The organism is Paraburkholderia largidicola (genome assembly GCF_013426895.1).
Lineage (GTDB): Bacteria > Pseudomonadota > Gammaproteobacteria > Burkholderiales > Burkholderiaceae > Paraburkholderia > Paraburkholderia largidicola.
In genome coordinates, this window is sequence record NZ_AP023174.1 from 3,160,838 (window position 1) to 3,179,827 (window position 18,990).

Consider the following 18,990-nt stretch of genomic DNA (forward strand, 5'->3'; position numbering starts at 1 on the left):
GAAAAATCAGTCGCTGATCAGTCGCGCGAGCCGCGGTTCTTCAACTGGTCCAGCAGCACCGCAGCGAGCAGGATCGCACCGCGCACGAGGTACTGATAGAACGCGTCGATGTTCATCAGGTTCATCACGTTTTCGACGGTGCCCATAATCAGCACGCCGATCACGACGCCGGAAATCGTCGCACGGCCGCCGAGCAGCGACACGCCGCCCAGCACGCACGCCGAAATCACGTTCAGCTCGAAGCCTTCCGCGGCATTCGGCTGACCCGACGTGATACGCGACGCGAGAATCACACCCGCCAGCGCCGTCACTGCGCCCTGGATCAGGAAGATGTAGACGCGCGTGCGTTCGACGTTGATACCCGCGAGGCGCGACGCTTCCGGATTGCCGCCGATCGCCAGCGTGTTACGGCCGTACACCGTCGAATTCAGCATCACGCCGAACACGATGAAGCAGACCAGCGTCACCCAGATGGGCAGCGACACGCCGAACATCGACAGGCCGCCGAGCGCGATGAACGTGTCCGACGACACGCCCACGGCCTGACCGTGCGACACGATGAAGCCGAGGCCGCGCACGATTTCCATCGTCGCGAGCGTCGTGATCAGCGCGTTGATGCGCAGATACGCGATCACCGCGCCGTTGACGAAACCGATCACCGAGCCGGCCACGACCGCGGCGACGATCGCGATGAACGTGTTGCCCGTTGCGTTGAGCACCATCGCGCACAACACGCCAGCAAAGGCGACCGTCGAACCGATGGAAAGGTCGAAGTCGCGCGAGGCGAGACAGAACATCATCGTGCACGCGACCATGCCGATCTGCGAAATCGACAGCGCGAGGCCCAGCATATTTTCGATCGAGAAGAAGTGATCGACGGTCAGCGACATCGTGATGAACATCACGACGAAGATCACGATCAGACTGTATTCCGTGATCTGCTGCCACCACTTCTGCTTGTCGTTGGCTTGCGGAATCAGCGCTTCAGCGGCGCTCTTGGCGGCCTGTTGCGCGAGGTTTTCTCTGGCTTGCATTTGGTTCACTCCTCCCGTTCCCCACGGGTTACAGGACTGTTGTAGATCCTGTCAGTTACAGATGTCTTGCGGTTTTCGTTTCACCCAGCCGGCGCGCCCAGGCGTTCAGGCCGCCTGCGCCGTCGTCGAACTCTTCGGCAGCGCGAGGTTCAGCACCGATTGCTCGGTCGCGGCGCTGCGCGACAGTTCGCCGGAGATGCGCCCCTGGCGCATCACGAGGATCCGGTCGGACACGCCCAGCACTTCCGGCAGTTCCGACGAAATCATCACGATCGCGCAGCCGCGCTGGGCCAGCTCGTAAATCACGTTGTAAATCTCGTGCTTCGCGCCGACGTCGATGCCGCGCGTCGGCTCGTCGAGAATCACGACGCGCAGATCCGGCTCGGCCAGCCAGCGCGACAGAATCGCCTTCTGCTGGTTGCCGCCCGACAGAAAACGGATCTTCTGCCGGCGGCTCGGCGTCTTGATCTTCAGCAGCTTGATGAAACGGTCCGCCGTTTCGGCTTCCTTCTTGCGATCGAGGAACAGCCCCGCCTTCAGATAGTGACGGCGGCAGCTGATATTGATGTTCTCCGACACCGACGCAATCGCGACGATGCCTTCTTCCTTGCGGTCTTCCGGGCACAGCACGATGCCCTGGCGGATCGCTTCACCGGCGCTCTTCACCTTGATCGGCTTGCCGTCGAGCACCAGTTCGCCGCCCTTCTTCGGATCGTCGCCGTAGATCAGGTGCATCAGTTCGCTGCGGCCCGCGCCCACGAGACCAAAGAAGCCGACGATCTCGCCGCGGCGCACTTCGAAGCTCGCCGGTTCCGCGAGCGGGCCGCCTTCGATGTTCTTCACCGAGAAGCGCACTTCGCCGAGTTCGCGCGGCCGGTAGCCATAGATATCCGAGATCTCGCGGCCGACCATTTCGGCCACGATCGTGTCGCGGCTCACGCCTTCGAGCGTCGGATGCGACGCGACCTTGCGGCCGTCGCGGAAAATCGTGCACGCGTCGCACAGCTGATAGATCTCGTCCATCCGGTGTGAGATGTAGATCAGCGCGCGGTTGTCGGCGCGCAGATCGCGCACCAGCTTGAACAGCACTTCCGTTTCGCGGTGCGACAGCGAGCTGGTCGGCTCGTCGAGCGCGATCACGCGGGCGTTGCGCATCAGCGCCTTGCAGATTTCGACCATCTGGCGTTGCGCGATGGAGAGCTTGCGCAGCTTCGCGTTCGGATCGAGATCCACGCCCATCGCTGCGAGCTGCTCGCGCACGTACCGCTTCGCGTCGCCCTTCTTCACGAAGCCGATCGTGTTCGGCAAGCGGCCGAGCAGCAGGTTTTCCGATACCGTCAGATCGGGCACGTACTGCAGTTCCTGGTGAATCACCGCGATGCCCGAGGCAATCGATGCGCCTGCGCTTGCAAAACGCACTTCGTTGCCGTCGATCATCACGCGGCCGGAATCCGGCTGATATTCACCGCCGAGAATCTTGAGCAGGGTCGATTTCCCTGCGCCGTTTTCGCCCATCAGGCCGTGCACCTGGCCGGCGTGCACGTCGAAAGAGATGCCGTCGAGCGCACGCACGCCTGGAAACACCTTGCCGATATTGTCAAAACGCAGCGTCGCTGACACTTTGCCTCCTGTTACTTCGATTGAACCTTCGTGCATGCCGAAGCGCGTTTGTATGGCGCGGCGATCACGATGGCTGGTCCCTCTGCTTCTGATCCGTTCCGTCTCGCGCGTGAATGCCAGCCTGGCACTCACGCGCGTATTCCCGCTTACTTCGATGCGAGACCCATCTTTTCACGCACTTCGCCGACGTTGTCGCGCGTGGCCAGCATGCCCGTCGTCAGCGTGAGCTTCGGCGGTTCCTTGCCTTGCGTGATCCAGGCGTACATCAGGTCCGACGTCTCTTCGCCGTGGCGCTTCGGGCTGATGATGACCGTGCCGAAGAAGCCCGTCGGGTTCGGCTTCTTGAACTCGTTCAACGCCGAGTCCGAGCCGCCAATGCCGATGCCGATCATGTTGTCGGCCTTGAAGCCGCGGCCTTCCGCTGCGCGCACGGCGCCGAGCACGGCTTCGTCGTTCAGGCCGTAGGCAACCCAGTGCTTGAAGTTCGGATTCTTCGTCAGCGCGATGTTCGCTGCGTTGAACGCGTTTTCCGTGTCGGTCTTCGATTGCGGCGCGGCGATGATATTGGCCTTCGGGAAACCGGCGGCGATCAGCGCGTCGGTGGCGCCTGCCGTGCGGTCATGAGCCGTCGGCAGCTGTTCGTAGGTCACGTCGATCGCGCCGACGTCCTTCATGTCCCAGCCGCGCTTCTTGATTTCAGCCGCGATGCCTTCGCCAACCTGCTTGCCGATGTTGTAAGCCGAGATGCCCATGTGCGGCACCGATTCGATCGGCTTGCCTGCGCCGTCGACGAGACGGTCGTCCACCGTCATCATCTTCAGGTTGTCAGCCTTCGCCTTCGCGACGATGCCCGGTCCGAGCTTCACGTCCGGCGTGCAGATCACGAAACCTTGTGCCTTTTGCGCTGCGAGGTTGTCGATCGCGCTCATGACCTTCTCGCCCGACGGCGCGCCGATCTTCACCAGCGTGAAGCCCTTTTCTTTGGCAGCGGCTTCGGCGAACTTCCACTCGTCCTGGAACCACGGTTCTTCCGGCTGCTTCACGAGGAAGCCGATCTTGACCGGGTCGGCGGCTTGCGCGACGGGTGCGTTGAACAGCACCGCCGTCGCCGCTGCTGCCAGCGTGAGGAAAATTCTGCGTTTCATAATGCGTGTCTCCTGACTAATGAGTAACGAGAAGGTTATCGGCCGCGTCTTCTTGTACCGCCACCGACACACGCGGCCAGCGCGTCAGGCGGTTCACACCGTCGCCCCGTTTGCGGGGCGGCTTTGCTGCTTTTTCTGTTCCTTCGCTACTGCTTTGTTCTTTGCTTGTTCAGTCTTTCAGTCGTGGTAAAGCGCAGAGCGCCCGCCGTCGACGGTGATGCAACTCGCGTTGATGAAAGGCGCTTCATCCGACGCGAGAAATACGGCTGTCATCGCGACTTCTTCCGGCTTGCCGATGCGCTTCATCGGCTGCAGATCGAGCGTCGCCTGCTTCGCGGCGGCGGGGTCCGTCTGACCGTCCCACCAGTCGCGCGTCAGTTGCGTTTCGATGTAGCCCGGCGCGATCGCATTCACGCGCACGTTGCGCGGCGCGTATTCGATGCCGAGCGCGCGCGTGAGGCCGATCACGCCGTGCTTCGCGACGGGATACGGGAAGCAGCCCGGAATGATCTTGAACGAGTGTGTCGACGCGATGTTCACGATGCTGCCCGCGCCGCGCTCGACCATTCCCGGGAGCACCGCGCGGCAACCGTTCCACACGCCGTCCAGATCGACGGCGAAACAGCGGCGCCAGTCGTCGTCGGTCATCGTCAGCGGATCGCAGAACACGTTGATGCCTGCGTTGTTCACCAGCACGTCGATCGCACCGAACGCTTTTTCGCCTTCGCTCACCGCGCGCTGCACCGACGCCGACTGCGTGACGTCCGTCTGCACGGCAAGCGTCTTGCCGCCCGTTTGCGCGGCAATGTCGGCGGCCGTGCGCTGTGCGGTTTCGATATCGAGTTCCGCGAGCACGACAGCCGCGCCCTCGCGCGCGAACGCCGTCGCGATCGCCGCGCCGATGCCGCGTCCCGCACCCGTCACCAGCGCGACCTTGCCTTGCAGCCGTTTCATTTCTTCACGCCCGCGCGCGCAATGCGCAGGCCGTTGATGAACGCCTTCGCATGCGAAGCCGTCGTCGTCGCCGGCTGGCCGGGTTTGTAGAGCGCCGAGCCGAGGCCGAAACCATTCGCGCCAGCGGACAGGAACGGTCCCATGTTGTCCGGCAAGATCCCGCCGACGGGCAGCAGCGGCACGTCCTTGTGAATCACTGCGCGCCACGCCTTCACGACCTGGCAGCCGAGTTGCTCGGCGGGGAACATCTTCAGCACGTCCGCGCCGTTCTTCAGCGCGATAAAGGCTTCCGTCGGCGTCGCGACGCCGGGCGCGCACGCCATCGCGAGCGACTTCGCCGTCGTCACGACTTCGGGGTCGCTGTGCGGCATCACGATCAGCTCGCCGCCCGCCGCCTTCACGTCGTGCACGAGTTCGCCGCGCAGCACCGTGCCCGCGCCGATGATGGCATCGACGGGCAACGCCTGGCGGATCGCCGCGATGCTGTCGAACGGGTTCGGCGAATTGAGCGGCACTTCGATGATGCGAAAGCCCGCTTCGTAGAGTGCGCGGCCGTGATCGGCGGCATCGGCGGGCGTGATGCCGCGCAGAATCGCGACCAGCGGGCACGCTTCGAATGCGGCCATCAGGCCGGCGTGCGGCTGGTACGGTGCGGGCAGATTCAGATCGAGTGACATGACGGTTCCTTTGATTCGTTGTGCGCCGGCGCAGGTCGGGTTCAGGCCGCGCTTCAGGTCGCCTGCGCGGCGCCCGACGCCTCGCTGACGAGACCCGCTTGCGCCGCGATGCGCCACAAGCCGCGCTCGGTCGCCTGCTTCACGAGGTCCGCCTGATGACAGCCGAATTGCGCGAGCGCGAGCCGGTAGCGTTCGCAGAGCGCCTCGTTGCCGATCAGTTGCAGCGCGCTGCCGGCGAGCGTCGATTGCTGTTGCGCGAGTGCTGCTTCGAGGCCGCTCAGTTCGTGGCCGATCAGCAGGCCGGACAGGTAATCGGGTTGTTGCTCGCGCGCAAGCTGGCCCGTCAGGCCCAGCGTGCGCGTGCTGAATATCGTTGCGAGCACGCCGGCCTTGCCCTTGTCGCGCGCGACGCGCACGCCGCGCAGGAAGGCCTCGGTGTCGGGCTGGTCGGGCGTGAGCATCGTGCGGCCGAGAATGGTGTGCTCGGAAAGCGCCGCGAAGACTTCACCCGTCATGAACGTGTCGAAGCGCTCGATCTTCGCGTCGCGCACCATCACCCATTTCGCGTGCGTGCCGGGCAGGCCGATCAGCAGGCCCTTGCCCGCCGCCGACGGTTCCGCGCAGGCCAGCGCGCCGAAAATCTGCGTTTCCTCGCCGCGCATCACGTTCGGCAGTTCGCCGTTCTGCAGCACGCCGGGGACGATATTCAGCGTCACGCCGCGCGCCGTCTGCACGCGCACGATGCCGTCGACGAGCGCATCGGCGCTGGCGGGCGCATTCACGTACGGCGCTTCCTTCCAGCCTTGCGCGCTGCCGACCATGCCGGCAGCGATCACGGGCAGCTCAGGCGTGCGGTCCAGCCAGGCGCCGACGACGGCATCGAACGCCGCGTCGAAGCCGCCTTCCGCCGCCGGGCGCGGCAAATTCATGATGCCCGCCGTCGACGCGCGCGTTTCCAGCACGGCGCCGTTAGCGTCGTACAGATACGCACGCAGCGACGTCGTGCCCCAGTCGAGCGCGATCAGCGCGGCATGACCCGCTGCTGCCGCCGTCTGCGCCGGCTGGGCTTGTTCCGTGGACAGGGTCGAGCCCGTCTGAGTCATCGTTTGATCCTGCGGGTAGTCGGTTGCGGAACACGCCAGCCCAGTTCTTCCGAAATCGCGCGCGCCTCGCGCTGCACGACGGGAATCAGCTCGTCCATGCGTTCGAGCGACATGTACGGAATCGTGCTCGCGACCGACAGCGCCGCGACGATCGAACCCGACGCGTCGCGCACGGGCGCGGCCACGCAGCGGATCGACGCTTCGTTTTCCTCGAGGTCGAACGTGAAGCCGCCCGCCGAGTAGTTCGTCATGCGCTGCATGAAGGTCTGCTGGTCCGGGCGGTTGTCGGGCTTGAAACTGACGCCGGCCAGCGCGCGGCGCGACGCGTCGAACAGCGACTGCCACTGGTCGGGACCGAGGTCGAGCATCATCGCCTTGCCGATACCCGTCGATGCGAGCGGCATCCGGTGGCCGACGCGCGAGCGCATTTCGAGGCCGCGCGTGCCGGGAATCTTGTCGATGTACAGCACGTCGTCGCCGTCGCGCACGCCGAGATGGATCGTGTCGTGCGTCAGTTCGGCGAGCGACGCCAGATGCGGACGCGCGACGGTCGTGAGCGGCATCTGCTCGAGCGCGATCGTGCCGAGTTCGATCAGCTTCGGACCGAGCAGGTAGCCGCCCTGCACCTGGCGCAGATAGCGCGCCTGCACGAGGCTGCTGACGAGCCGGTGCGTGGTGCTGCGCGTCGTGCCGAGCGCGGCGCCGAAGGTGCGCAGATCGCGCACGCCCGCGGCGGCGGCTTCGAGAATCGCGAGGCCGCGCAGCAGCGTCTGCGTGCCGGCTTGCTGCGGCGTGATGTCGAGCAGCGTGCTCGGCAGGCCGATCGTGTCGGCAGGCGGCGTCGGCACGACCGCGCCGTTGGCGGGACGCGCGGCGGGCTTGCGCACGGTTTCGACTTCAAGCGCCTCGGGCGCTTCGGACTCGACGTGAGAGGTCATCGCTTTGTTCATGGCGACTGGCAACAGACAAAAGGTGAGTTACCGCGAAATGCCGGCGTGACGGTGCGCGTCGGGCGTGGTTCGAAGCTGAGCGTGATTCGCGCGGTTTGGCGCGAGCGAGCTGTGCAGCAAGGTGCTGGAAGGCATGGCGTGGTGTCTCCGATTTTCGTCCCGCTGCGCGCACCGCGCGGTTTTGCGCTGGCGACGAGGCGGTGTTTCTGGCCGGTGTCGGCTCGTTGAACCGGATTGTAGGGCGCTTTTTTGAGATTCACCAACATATGAACGTGACGTCCATATTTTGGGAATTACGTGAAATCGGATGGCGTGTGCCCAAGCAGAAAGCAAAACGGCGGGTCCCGTTACGGGATCCGCCGTTTTTGTGGCCATTCGGTGTGCGGAACTCAGTCCGGCAGTTCCGCCGCGCCCATCCGGCGCGCGATCACCCGCGCGCGTTGCGTGAGATAGCTGGAAGTACGATGCTCGTCGAAGTATTTCGGTCTCGGCAGCATGACTGCGAGCCGCGCAGATTGCCCGGCCGTCAGCTTCGCGGCCGATGTCTTGAAGTAATAACGCGCCGCCGCTTCCGCGCCATACACGCCATTGCCCCATTCGACCGAATTCAGATAGATCTCGAAGATGCGCTCCTTGTCCATCAGCGTCTCGAGCATCCACGTGATGATCAGTTCCTGGCCCTTGCGGATATAGCTCTTTTCACGCGACAAGAACAGATTGCGCGCCAGCTGCTGCGTGATCGTGGAGCCGCCCGCGACGATCTTGCCGCGCGCCTTGTTCTTCTCCCATGCCTGCAGAATCGCGTCCGTCTCGTAGCCGTTGTTACTGGCGAAGTTCGCATCTTCCGAAGCGATGATCGCGCGCTTCAGATTGCGCGAGATCTGATCGTAGGGCACCCACGTATGCTGGAGCGACAGATCGGGACGCTCTTGAGAAAGACGCCAGGCATCGGAACGCATGAAGGCCGTCGATTGCGGATTCACGGTGTTCCACACGGCGATCTGCGCGAAATAGAAAAGCTGCGTGGCGACCCACGCGACGACGAACACCGCGCCGGCATACAGCACCCAGCGTGCGGGACTCGCGCCGGCCCGCTGCCCCTTCGCGCGCCTCGTCTTCGTCATTGTCGTCGCCATGTCGTGGAATCTGGAGGCGCGTCGCTTGCGTTGATCGGCTCAGCCGCTCACGCGCTTTGCGGCGCGCGCAGCATCTCGCGCAGCGCGGCGAGCACGGGCGCGCCGTCGGGGCGCACGCCGCGCCACACGAAGAACGATTCCGCCGCCTGCTCGACCAGCATGCCGAGGCCGTCCGCCGCGCGCGCGCCGAGCTGGCTGGCGTGCTGCATGAAAACGGTCGGCTGCGCGCCGTACATCATGTCGTACGCGAGCGTGCCCGCGCCGAACGCGCCGTCGTCGCACTCGGGCAACGACGCATCGAGGCTGCTCGCCGTCGCGTTGACGATCACGTCGTAGGCGCCTGTTTCGATCGCTTGCGCACTGCCGCCCGTCAGACGGCATGCGGCGTCGCTGGCCGCGCCGGCGAATTGTGCAACCAGCGCCTCGGCCTTCGATGCCGTGCGATTCACGATGGTGAGCGATTGCGGCTTGCGCTCGAGCATCGGCAGCACGACGCCGCGCGCCGCGCCGCCCGCGCCGAGCAGCAGCACGCGCGCGCCTTTCAGCGACACGCCCAGGTTCACTTCGATATCGCGCACGAGGCCGAAGCCATCCGTGTTGTCGCCGTAGACGCCGCCGTCCTTCTCGAAGCGCAACGTATTCACCGCGCCCGCCGCGGCCGCGCGCGGCGACAGCGTGGTCGCAAACGCGTGCGCGTCGAGCTTGAACGGCACGGTGACGTTCATGCCGCGCCCACCTTCGGCGATGAAGGCACGCACGTGCGACACGAACTGATCGACGGGCGCGAGCAGGCGGCCATATTCGACGGGTTCGCCCGTCTGCTCGGCAAAGCGCGCATGGATGAGCGGCGACTTGCTGTGCGCGATCGGATTGCCGATCACCGCGTAGCGGTCGCGCTGGGTGGTCGTGTCGGTCGTCATTGGCCCTGCTCCGTCGCGTGTTGCGTTGAATCGTTCGAGTCGGCGGGCTGCTCGCCTTCCGCTGCGGCCGTATCGGCTTCGGCTTGCGCTTCGGCTTCGCTTTCGGCGGATTCGTCGGCGGCGTCGATGATTTCTTCTTCGGTCTCTTCCTCTTCTTCCGCGCCGCTCGTCACGGTCGGCGCGTCGAGTACGTGCAACGGCCGCACCGATGCCTCGACCGTCAGTTCATCCACCGACATCACTTCGAGCATCAGCCGCGTGCCGCGCGCATGCACGCCGAGACCCGGCACGTGCAGCAACAGCGGCACCTCTTCGAGCCGCACGAGATCGCCCTTCACGACGGAAGCGACCACCTGTTTCTTGCCTTCCTGCGTGAGCCAGCGCAGACACCAGAAATACTCCATGCGACGCTGATGATCGGCGTACGCGGTGTAGGTGTCGTCGAAGCCTTGCACGACGGCGAACAGGTCGGCGTCCTTCGGCTTGAACGGCGCGGCGAGCTTGGCCGTCACGCCGTGCTGCACGCACGCAATCAGCTGCCACTGGTTGACGAGGTCGACATAGCGGCGCAGCGGCGACGTGCTCCACGCGTACTGCGACACGCCGAGACCTTCATGCGGTGCGGCCGTCGTCTGCATGCGGGTGCGCTTCGGTCCCGTCGGCGCGCCGAACGCGCGCTGCGACCGATAGATGCCGGGCACGCCGTGATCGTGCAGGAATGCGCCCCACGTCGAATTCGCGAGAATCGCCAGTTCGGCGACGATGGTGTCGAGCGGCGAACCGCGGCGGCGCGGCGTGATCGACACGTGCTCGCCTTCGACGTAAAAGTTGAAGTCCGTATTGCGCTGCACTTCGCGCTTGAGGCCGAAACCGGCGCGCGCAAGCTGGCGCTTCTCGAAGAGCGCCTGTGCAAACGGCCACAGTACCGCGATGTCTTCCTTGTGCGGATAGTCGCCCGTGCCGTTGGCGAGCGCTTCTTCAGTGACGAGTTCGTCGAGCGTGTTGTGGCGCAGATTGTTCTTCACGTAGACGAGTTCGGCCCGCGTTTCGCTCACCACGATTTCCTGCGTCTCGCGGTTCACGATGCTGTACAGCGACAGCGCCGGACGCAAACCGCCCTCGGCCAGCGTGAATTTCTCCACGACGGAATCGGGCAGCATCGTGATCTTGTCGCCCGGCATGTAGACGGTCGACAGACGGCCACGCGCGATGGCATCGACAGCGTCGCCGCGTTCGATGCCCAGCGCCGGCGCCGCGATGTGAATGCCGATCCGCACGCGCCCATCGGACAGATGCTCGACGGAGAACGCGTCGTCGATTTCCGTCGTGGTCACGTCGTCGATCGAGAACGCTTCGACGTCGGCTTGCGGCAGATCGTCCGGCAGCGCGCCGACCGTCACGGGCGGAAAACCCGTGCCGTGCGGGAAGAATTCCGACAGGAAGCGCGCCTCGTGCAGCGCGCGCGCCGACGGAATGCCGCCGCATTCGAGCATCAGACGCGCCATCGAAATACCGCGCGCCGCCGCTGCCGCTTCGAGCGCCTTATATTCGATCGAATTCTTGTCGGGCTTCGTCAACAGGCCGAGCGCCTTGCTCTGGAAGCCGTCCGGCAGACGGCCCGCCTTCAGTTCTTCTTCGTAGCCCTGCTGCACGAGCGCCTGCTGGCGCTTGCGCTCCAGCGAAGCGAGCGCCATCTTCAGTTGCTCTTCCGGCGCGCGCTGATACTGGCCGCGCCCCTTGCGGCGGAAATAGATGGGCGAGCCGTGCATGCGCAAAATCAGCGCGGCACGCTCGACGGGTCCGAACGACTCGCCGAAGTATTCGGCGCCGAGCGTGGCAAACGGAAATTCGTCTTCCGGCGCGCATTCCCACAGGAAGTCCAGATCGATCTCCTGTGCGGCAGCATCGGCCTGTTCCATCAGTTCGCCCGCCGACGGCTTTTCGAATTCCATCAGCACGTCTTTTGCGCGAACTTTCGCGCGGCGTCCGCCCGGCAGCTCGACCTGAAACGCGTCGCCTTGACGCGACATCACGCTGCCGGCCTTGAAACTACCCGATTCCTCGAAGAAAACGTTCACTCAATACTCTCGTTCTGGCTTGCGTCGGCCGGCGCGCAGTGCGGTTGCTTCGCGCGTCGGCGTCGTGTTCGGTGTGGTGTTCCGCAACGCGCGTGCCTCAACCGTCAGCGTGCGCGGCGTATGCGGATCATCGGATCATGCCGCCTCGCGCGGTGCGGGCGGCTCAGTGTCGGCGTCGGCGGCATCGCAAAACGCGAGCACGTCGTCGACATAGTCGGGAAACTCGCTGATCGCGTGGTCGCTGCCTTCGATCAGTCTGGTCTGCACACCGGGATAATGCGCGAGCATTTCGCGGTAATCGAGCACTTCGTCGCCGGTGGCGGCAAACAGATAATAGCGTTCAGGGCGGGTGATTCGCGCGACGCCTAGCGCACGCAACTCATCAAGATGATGCGGCTCGACCACGATGCTGCCGCCGCCATGCCACAGCGGCTGCTCGCCGAGATAGTGGCTAAGATCGCGCTGCGGTACGACCGCGGGATTCAGCAGCACGGCGCGCCAGCCGTGCTTTTCGGCGAGATGCGTCGCGAAATAGCCGCCCAGCGAGCTGCCGATCACCGTCACCTGCGCCGGCTTCGCCGCCGCGACCCGTTCTTCGACGAGCGCCACGGTGTCCAGCGGCGACACGGGCAGCATCGGACAGCACCATTCGGCGCTGCGGCCAAGCGCCGCAAGACGCTCGGCCATCACGCGCGCCTTGAACGAATTCGGCGACGAGCGGAAGCCGTGCAGATAGAGGATCACGCGACGCCCCGCGCCTGCGCCGTCGGACGCGCCGACAGCGCGTCGAGCAGTTTCTGGTGCACGCCGCCAAAGCCGCCATTGCTCATCACGAGCACCTGATCGCCCGGGCGCGCGGCCGCGACCACGGATTTGACGAGCGTGTCGATGTCGTTGAAGGCTTGCGCCTTGTCGCCCATCGGCGCGAGCGCTTCGGCCAGATTCCAGCCGAGCGCGTCTTTGCCCGTGGGCGCGCCATAGCCGAATACCAGATCGGCGTCGACGAGGCTCGCCGGCAATTGCGCCTTCATCACGCCGAGCTTCATCGTGTTCGAGCGCGGCTCGAGCACGGCGAGAATGCGCGCGCGCTTGCCGTTCTCGTCGCGGCCGATGCGCGTGCGCAAACCGGCGACCGTCGTCTGGATGGCGGTGGGGTGATGCGCGAAATCGTCATAGACAGTCACGCCGTCGACGCTGCCGCGCACTTCCATGCGCCGCTTCACGTTACGGAAGGTCGACAGCGACTTCGCGGCCTGCGCTGGCGGCACGCCGATGTGGCGCGCGGCCGCAATCGCGGCGATCGCGTTCATGCGGTTGTGCTCGCCCTGCACCTGCCAGTCGACCACGCCGACGCGCTCGCCGTTGTGATAGACGGCGAAGCGCTCGTCGATGGCGACGCCGTCTTCAGCGGGCAACGCCTGCCAGCCGCCGTCGACGCCGAACCGCTCCACTTCGCTCCAGCAGCCGCGCGTGAGCACGCGGTCCAGCGCGTCTTCCCGACCGTTCGAAATGACGCGGCCAATGCCCGGCACCGTGCGCACGAGGTGATGAAATTGCGTTTCGATCGCGGCGAGATCGGCGAAGATGTCCGCGTGATCGAATTCGAGGTTGTTCAGGACCGCGGTACGCGGCCGATAGTGGACAAACTTCGAGCGCTTGTCGAAGAACGCCGTGTCGTATTCGTCAGCTTCGATCACGAAGAAGCTCGAATCCGTCAGGCGGGCCGACACGCCGAAGTTCAGCGGCACGCCGCCGATCAGAAAGCCGGGGTTCATGCCGGCGTCTTCCAGCAGCCACGTCAGCATCGAGGTCGTCGTGGTCTTGCCGTGCGTGCCCGCCACGGCCAGCACCCACTTGCCGTTCAGCACGTGGTCGCCGAGCCATTGCGGGCCGGACGTGTACGGCAGGCTGCGGTTGAGGATTTCTTCCATCAGCGGATTGCCGCGCGTCACGACGTTGCCGACCACGAACAGGTCCGGCTTCAGGTCGAGCTGCTCGACACCCCAGCCTTCGATCAACCTGATGCCTTGCGCCTCGAGCTGCGTGCTCATTGGCGGGTAGACGCCGGCGTCGCAGCCCGTCACCGTGTGACCGGCGTTGCGCGCGAGAACCGCGAGACCACCCATGAACGTACCGCAGATGCCGAGGATGTGAATGTGCATAAAGCTGTCGCGCCGCAAGGCGTGTTTTGCGTGGAAAGTGGACATGCGCCGGGGACCGGAAAGCCCTCGCGCGAAGGACGCCTATTGTAACCGACAGGCCCGCCCGATCTTGATCGGGCGTGCTTTTCCCGCCGATGTTTCGCGGCGGCCGGAAACCCGCCGCAGACCCGTCAGATAGCCGCCAGATAGCCGCCTGAGGCCCGCCGAGGCGACGGCGGCGTAAAAAGACCCTCGGGCTTTCTCTAGTATGATTGGCGGATGGTTCGCAAATCACATTTCGATCCGCAGCGCGTGCGCGAGGAAATCGCCATCGCGGCTGCGCGGATGATCGCCGAGGACGGGCTCGACTACTCGACTGCGAAGCGCAAAGCTGCGCGGCAGGTGGTCGGGGAGACGCGCGTCGCCGGCGAATGGCTGCCGGATAACGACCAGATCGAGGAAGAAATCCGCGAATATCAGTCGCTGTTCCAGGGCGACAGTCAGCCGGCCGTCTTGCGTCGGCTGCGCGAAGTCGCGCTGGACTGGATGCAGCGGCTCGCGCCGTTCAATCCTTATCTGACGGGCGCGGTATTGGGTGGGACGGCGGGCGAACATTCCGATGTCCATCTGCAAGCCTTCTGCGACGACCCGAAGGAAGTTGCCATTTATCTGTTAAACGCGAATGTGCAGTACGACGTTTCCGAAACGCGGCACTTTGCGGGTCGTGGCTACGTCGAAACATTGAGCTTTCTGTGGCGTCCGGCGAATGAAGGGCGTGACACTGAGCCCGTGGGCATTCACCTCGCGCTCTACAGCACCGACGACCTGCGCGGCGCAGTACGCGCCGACGCGCGCGGACGATTCGCGCGCGCCGACGTCCGCGCCGTCCAGGCGCTGATCGACGAAAGCGACGCCGCGCGTCCCACGAACTGAACTCTTAACAGACACACTCTCTATATGAAGCGGATTCTGGCAATCGCGGCGGTGGCTGTCGTCGCGACAGCGGGCGGCGCGGTGGCAGGCCACTGGCTGCTCGGCAACAACGACCTCGCGGGTGTCGCGAATGCGGCGCCCGCCGACAGCAACAACGCCGTCAATCAGTTGTGGGCCGCGAAAGTGACCAATGCCGACGGCGCGCCGCAGTCGCTCGCCGGTTTCAAGGGACACCCGGTCGTGATCAACTTCTGGGCGTCGTGGTGCGGGCCGTGCGTCGAGGAAATGCCGTCCCTGTCGGCGCTGCACAAGGAATACTCGAAAAAGGGCATCGAGTTCGTCGGCCTGGGCGTCGATTCCGACAAAAACATCAAGGCTTTCCTGCAGAAAGTGCCCGTCAACTATCCGATCTATGTCGCCGGGTTCGGCGGCGCGGACCTCGCGCGCGCGTTCGGCAACAACGCAGGCGGTTTGCCGTACACGGTCGTAATTGACGCGAAAGGCGTCGTACGGTCGACAAAACTCGGCCAGATCAAGCCGGACGAGTTGAAACGCACGCTCGACGCGCTCTGATTTCGACAACTTTTTGACATTTAGTTGAGAACTTTTTGCCTCAGATTGGGCGATATTCACAATAAGATGTCAGAAGTTCGTCGAGTTGCTGCTATCCCGGTAAGGCCGCGAGACACGCCACGCGTTCGAGAAACTAGACAAATTTCTCTAATCAGCGCTAAAGTGCGGCCAATTCCACGGAAAACGAACCGACCATGACGCGACTGCTGGTTCTGCACGGCCCCAACCTCAACCTTCTCGGTACCCGGGAACCTGAGGTCTATGGCCGCGTCACGCTCCCGCAGATCGATCAGGCGCTGGCGGACCGCGCAGCGGACGCCGGTGTCGAACTGGCCACCTTCCAGGGCAATCACGAAGGCGCGCTGGTCGATCGCATTCAGGCCGCTCGGACCGAGAAGACCGATTTCATCGTGATCAATCCCGCTGCGTACACGCATACCAGCGTGGCGATCCGGGACGCACTGGCGGGCGTCGGCATCCCGTTCGTCGAGATTCATCTGTCGAACGTGCATCGTCGGGAACCGTTCAGGCATCACTCGTATTTCTCCGACCAGGCAGAGGGCGTCATTTGCGGCCTCGGCTGGAAGGGCTATCTGTACGCACTCGAATATGTGCTCGACCGGTTGGCCGTTGGGACGGCCGGATCGTCGCGCGACTGACAACCCAAAACACGAATTCGGCGCTGGCGGCAAACCGCCGGCGCTTCACGCATTGAAGGGGAAAGCCCATGGATCTACGTAAACTGAAGACTCTGATCGACCTCGTCTCCGAGTCCGGCATTTCCGAACTCGAAGTGACCGAGGGCGAAGGCAAGGTGCGCATCGTCAAGAACGCGCCGCCGGTTTACGTCCAGCAGCCTGGCAACTACGCGCCGCAATACGCCGCGCCGGGCATGGCGCCCGCTGCACACGGCGGTGAAGCACCCGCCGTCGGCGCGCCGGCGACGCCCGCCGCCGCAGCGCCGCAAGGCCATGTCGTGACGTCGCCGATGGTCGGCACGTTCTACCGCGCTCCGTCGCCCGGCGCCGATCCGTTCGTGCAGGTCGGCGACACGGTGAAGGAAGGCCAGACCATCTGCATCATCGAAGCGATGAAGTTGCTGAACGAGATCGAATCGGACGCGGCTGGCGTCATCAAGGAAATCCTCGTCGAGAACGGCCAGGCAGTCGAATACGGCCAGCCGCTCTTCGTGATCGGCTGACGCGGCGCGCTGTAGCCGTTCGCCATCCGCGCGCCCGCCTTCTTCGGGCGCGCCACCGATCCTCAGAGGCAGCCGCCCGTCCGAACCGGCCCGCGGTGCCCATTGATGAGTCGAATATCCGCTATGTTTGAAAAAATCCTCATTGCCAATCGTGGTGAAATCGCGCTCCGTATCCAGCGCGCGTGCCGCGAACTCGGCGTCAAGACGGTCGTCGTCTATTCCGAAGCCGACAAGGAAGCCAAGTACGTGAAGCTCGCCGACGAGGCGGTCTGTATCGGACCGGCGCCGTCGAACCTCTCGTACCTGAACATGCCTGCGCTGATCAGCGCGGCGGAAGTCACGGACGCGGAAGCGATCCACCCCGGCTACGGCTTCCTGTCCGAAAACGCCGACTTCGCCGAGCGCGTCGAGCAATCGGGCTTCGTGTTCATCGGCCCGCGCCCGGACACGATCCGCATGATGGGCGACAAGGTCACCGCGAAGCAGACGATGATCAAAACGGGCGTGCCGTGCGTGCCCGGTTCTGAAGGCGCGTTGCCGGAAGATCCGAAGGAGATCGTGAAGATTGCGCGCGCGGTCGGCTATCCGGTGATCATCAAGGCAGCGGGCGGCGGCGGTGGCCGCGGCATGCGCGTCGTGCACACGGAAGCCGCACTCGTGAACGCCGTCAACATGACGCGCGAAGAAGCAGGCCGCGCGTTCGGCAATCCGCAGGTCTACATGGAGAAATACCTGGAGAACCCGCGGCACATCGAAATTCAGGTGCTGGCCGACTCGTTCAAGAACGCACTGTGGCTGGGCGAGCGCGACTGCTCGATGCAGCGCCGTCACCAGAAGGTGATCGAAGAGGCGCCGGCGCCGGGCATCGCGCGCCGTCTGATCGAGCGTATCGGCGACCGCTGCGCGGACGCGTGCAAGAAGATGGGCTATCTCGGCGCGGGTACGTTCGAGTTCCTGTATGAAAACGGCGAGTTCTATTTCATCGAAATGAACACGCGCGTGCAGGTCGAACACCCGGTCACCGAACTGATCACGGGCATCGACATCGTTCAGGAACAGATCCGCATCGCGGCAGGCGAAAAACTCGCCATCCGCCAGCGCGACATCCAGTTCCGCGGACATGCGATCGAATGCCGTATCAACGCGGAAGATCCGTTCAAGTTCACGCCGTCGCCGGGTCGTCTTACGTCGTGGCATATGCCGGGCGGCCCCGGTATTCGCGTCGATTCGCATGCATACAACGGCTATTTCGTCCCGCCGAACTATGATTCGATGATCGGCAAGCTGATCGCTTACGGCGCGACGCGCGAACAGGCGATCAAGCGGATGCGCATCGCGCTGTCGGAAATGGTGGTCGAAGGCATTCAGACCAACATTCCGCTGCATCGTGAGCTGATGCTCGACGCGAAGTTCGTCGAGGGCGGCACGAGCATCCATTACCTCGAAAACCGGCTGGCCGCGAAGCTGCAAGCCGCACCGGAAGAAGCGTAAGCAATGAGCTACCGGGAACTGGTCGTCGAACTGGCGCGCGAGCACGCGGAAGCGTTGTCGGATGCGTTGCTCGAACTGGGCGCGCTGTCGGTGTCCGTCGAAGACGCGGATGCCGACACGCCCGACGAGCAGCCGCTGTTCGGCGAACCCGGTCTCACGCCGGACCGCACCGCGTGGACGCATTCGCGCGTGATCGCGTTGCTGGCGCCGGAACAGGAGCCGGCCGTGCTGCTGGCGGCCGCCGCAAATGAACTCGCCCTCGCCGATGCGCCGTCGTTCAGCGTGCGCGAGGTCGAAGAACAGGACTGGGTGCGCCTCACGCAATCCCAGTTCGATCCGATTCCGATTGGCGAGCGTATCTGGGTCGTGCCGTCATGGCACGACGCGCCCGATCCGACTGCGCTCGTGCTGGAACTCGATCCCGGCCTCGCGTTCGGCACGGGCAGCCATCCGACCACGCGTCTGTGCATGGAATGGCTCGAGCAGAACGTGAAGCAGGACCAATCCGTGCTCGACTACGGTTGTGGTTCGGGCATCCTTGCGATACTCGCGAAGAAATGCGGCGCGAATCCCGTGATCGGCATCGACATCGATCCGCAAGCGGTCGAATCCGCGCGCCACAATAGCGAGCGTAATCGCGCCGAAGTCACGTATGGTCTGCCCGACGATTGCCCCGCGGGGGAGTTCGATATCGTCGTCGCGAATATTCTGTCGAACCCGCTGAAGCTGATGGCGTCGATGCTGTCGTCGAGGGTGAAGCCGGGTGGACGCATTGCGCTGTCAGGCATTCTCGCGCGACAGGCGGATGAAGTAGCGCGTGTCTATCAGCAGTGGATCGACATTGCAGTGTGGCGCGAACACGAAGGTTGGGTATGCCTTGCGGGTACGCGACGCGAAAGCAATTAGAATAACGCATATTTGTTTGCTTCCGGCCCCTTAACGGCTAACCGGTCTATCGGCTCAATATGCTTCTAGCGACACGCTGTCCCTTCTGCGAAACCGTTTTCAGGCTCCAGCCGGAGCAGCTCACGCTG

18 protein-coding genes and 1 pseudogene are annotated in these 18,990 nt (G+C 64.4%); 7 read left to right on the top strand and 12 right to left on the bottom strand.

Annotated elements, in window-relative coordinates:
• Positions 1-17: 17 nt before the first annotated feature.
• The 12 genes from araH to mpl form a co-directional block, all read right to left on the bottom strand.
• Complete coding sequence (araH, locus tag PPGU16_RS13990) at positions 18-1,034, bottom strand: L-arabinose ABC transporter permease AraH (protein WP_180720503.1); 1,017 nt, start codon at positions 1,032-1,034, stop codon at positions 18-20.
• A 105-nt stretch (positions 1,035-1,139) separates the two neighbouring features.
• Entirely contained in the window at positions 1,140-2,654 is a 1,515-nt protein-coding gene (araG, locus tag PPGU16_RS13995; protein WP_180720504.1) for an L-arabinose ABC transporter ATP-binding protein AraG, read from the bottom strand.
• 146 nt (positions 2,655-2,800) lie between these two features.
• Positions 2,801-3,799, bottom strand: coding sequence for an arabinose ABC transporter substrate-binding protein (locus PPGU16_RS14000; protein WP_180720505.1), 999 nt, complete (start codon positions 3,797-3,799; stop codon positions 2,801-2,803).
• 177 nt (positions 3,800-3,976) lie between these two features.
• Entirely contained in the window at positions 3,977-4,753 is a 777-nt protein-coding gene (locus tag PPGU16_RS14005; RefSeq protein ID WP_180720506.1) for an SDR family oxidoreductase, read from the bottom strand.
• The gene (locus PPGU16_RS14010) at positions 4,750-5,430 is read right to left on the bottom strand and encodes a 2-dehydro-3-deoxy-6-phosphogalactonate aldolase (protein ID WP_180720507.1); all 681 of its coding nucleotides are present in this window, start codon (positions 5,428-5,430) and stop codon (positions 4,750-4,752) included. Before PPGU16_RS14010 ends, PPGU16_RS14005 begins: the two co-directional genes overlap by 4 nt.
• A gap of 53 nt (positions 5,431-5,483) precedes the next feature.
• The gene (locus PPGU16_RS14015) at positions 5,484-6,533 is read right to left on the bottom strand and encodes a 2-dehydro-3-deoxygalactonokinase (RefSeq protein WP_180720508.1); all 1,050 of its coding nucleotides are present in this window, start codon (positions 6,531-6,533) and stop codon (positions 5,484-5,486) included.
• A complete protein-coding gene (locus PPGU16_RS14020) occupies positions 6,530-7,483 on the bottom strand; it encodes an IclR family transcriptional regulator (RefSeq protein ID WP_180720509.1) in 954 nt (317 codons plus the stop codon). Before PPGU16_RS14020 ends, PPGU16_RS14015 begins: the two co-directional genes overlap by 4 nt.
• Before the next feature lie 389 nt (positions 7,484-7,872).
• Positions 7,873-8,607 carry a monofunctional biosynthetic peptidoglycan transglycosylase gene (gene mtgA, locus PPGU16_RS14025; RefSeq protein ID WP_180720510.1) on the bottom strand — a complete coding sequence of 245 codons (735 nt, stop codon included), beginning with the start codon at positions 8,605-8,607 and terminating at the stop codon, positions 7,873-7,875.
• 59 nt (positions 8,608-8,666) lie between these two features.
• Positions 8,667-9,539 carry a shikimate dehydrogenase gene (gene aroE / locus PPGU16_RS14030; RefSeq protein ID WP_180720511.1) on the bottom strand — a complete coding sequence of 291 codons (873 nt, stop codon included), beginning with the start codon at positions 9,537-9,539 and terminating at the stop codon, positions 8,667-8,669.
• Complete coding sequence (locus PPGU16_RS14035; RefSeq protein ID WP_180720512.1) at positions 9,536-11,617, bottom strand: ribonuclease catalytic domain-containing protein; 2,082 nt, start codon at positions 11,615-11,617, stop codon at positions 9,536-9,538. The genes aroE and PPGU16_RS14035 overlap by 4 nt, the downstream gene beginning before the upstream one ends.
• 135 nt (positions 11,618-11,752) lie before the next feature.
• Positions 11,753-12,361, bottom strand: a complete 609-nt coding sequence (locus PPGU16_RS14040; protein ID WP_180720513.1) for a YqiA/YcfP family alpha/beta fold hydrolase — start codon at positions 12,359-12,361, stop codon at positions 11,753-11,755.
• Complete coding sequence (gene mpl, locus PPGU16_RS14045) at positions 12,358-13,779, bottom strand: UDP-N-acetylmuramate:L-alanyl-gamma-D-glutamyl-meso-diaminopimelate ligase (RefSeq protein ID WP_180720514.1); 1,422 nt, start codon at positions 13,777-13,779, stop codon at positions 12,358-12,360. Before mpl ends, PPGU16_RS14040 begins: the two co-directional genes overlap by 4 nt.
• Before the next feature lie 258 nt (positions 13,780-14,037).
• On the opposite strand from mpl, the gene PPGU16_RS14050 reads away from it, so the two are divergent.
• From PPGU16_RS14050 to PPGU16_RS43390, 7 genes and pseudogenes are all read left to right on the top strand, one after another.
• Positions 14,038-14,691: a UDP-N-acetylmuramate--alanine ligase gene (locus tag PPGU16_RS14050; RefSeq protein ID WP_180720515.1), complete on the top strand. Its 654-nt coding sequence runs from the start codon at positions 14,038-14,040 to the stop codon at positions 14,689-14,691.
• Between the two features lie 24 nt (positions 14,692-14,715).
• Positions 14,716-15,264: a TlpA family protein disulfide reductase gene (locus PPGU16_RS14055; protein ID WP_042307944.1), complete on the top strand. Its 549-nt coding sequence runs from the start codon at positions 14,716-14,718 to the stop codon at positions 15,262-15,264.
• A 194-nt stretch (positions 15,265-15,458) separates the two neighbouring features.
• Positions 15,459-15,923 carry a type II 3-dehydroquinate dehydratase gene (gene aroQ / locus PPGU16_RS14060; RefSeq protein WP_180720516.1) on the top strand — a complete coding sequence of 155 codons (465 nt, stop codon included), beginning with the start codon at positions 15,459-15,461 and terminating at the stop codon, positions 15,921-15,923.
• Positions 15,924-15,991: 68 nt separating this feature from the next.
• Positions 15,992-16,465 (top strand): acetyl-CoA carboxylase biotin carboxyl carrier protein, encoded by a 474-nt coding sequence (gene accB, locus PPGU16_RS14065; RefSeq protein ID WP_180720517.1) that lies wholly within the window; start codon positions 15,992-15,994, stop codon positions 16,463-16,465.
• Between the two features lie 123 nt (positions 16,466-16,588).
• The gene (gene accC, locus PPGU16_RS14070) at positions 16,589-17,956 is read left to right on the top strand and encodes an acetyl-CoA carboxylase biotin carboxylase subunit (RefSeq protein ID WP_036002540.1); all 1,368 of its coding nucleotides are present in this window, start codon (positions 16,589-16,591) and stop codon (positions 17,954-17,956) included.
• A 3-nt stretch (positions 17,957-17,959) separates the two neighbouring features.
• The gene (gene prmA, locus PPGU16_RS14075; protein ID WP_180720518.1) at positions 17,960-18,862 is read left to right on the top strand and encodes a 50S ribosomal protein L11 methyltransferase; all 903 of its coding nucleotides are present in this window, start codon (positions 17,960-17,962) and stop codon (positions 18,860-18,862) included.
• Between the two features lie 59 nt (positions 18,863-18,921).
• Positions 18,922-18,987, top strand: a pseudogene (locus tag PPGU16_RS43390) (hypothetical protein); the annotation flags it as partial.
• Positions 18,988-18,990 lie beyond the last annotated feature (3 nt).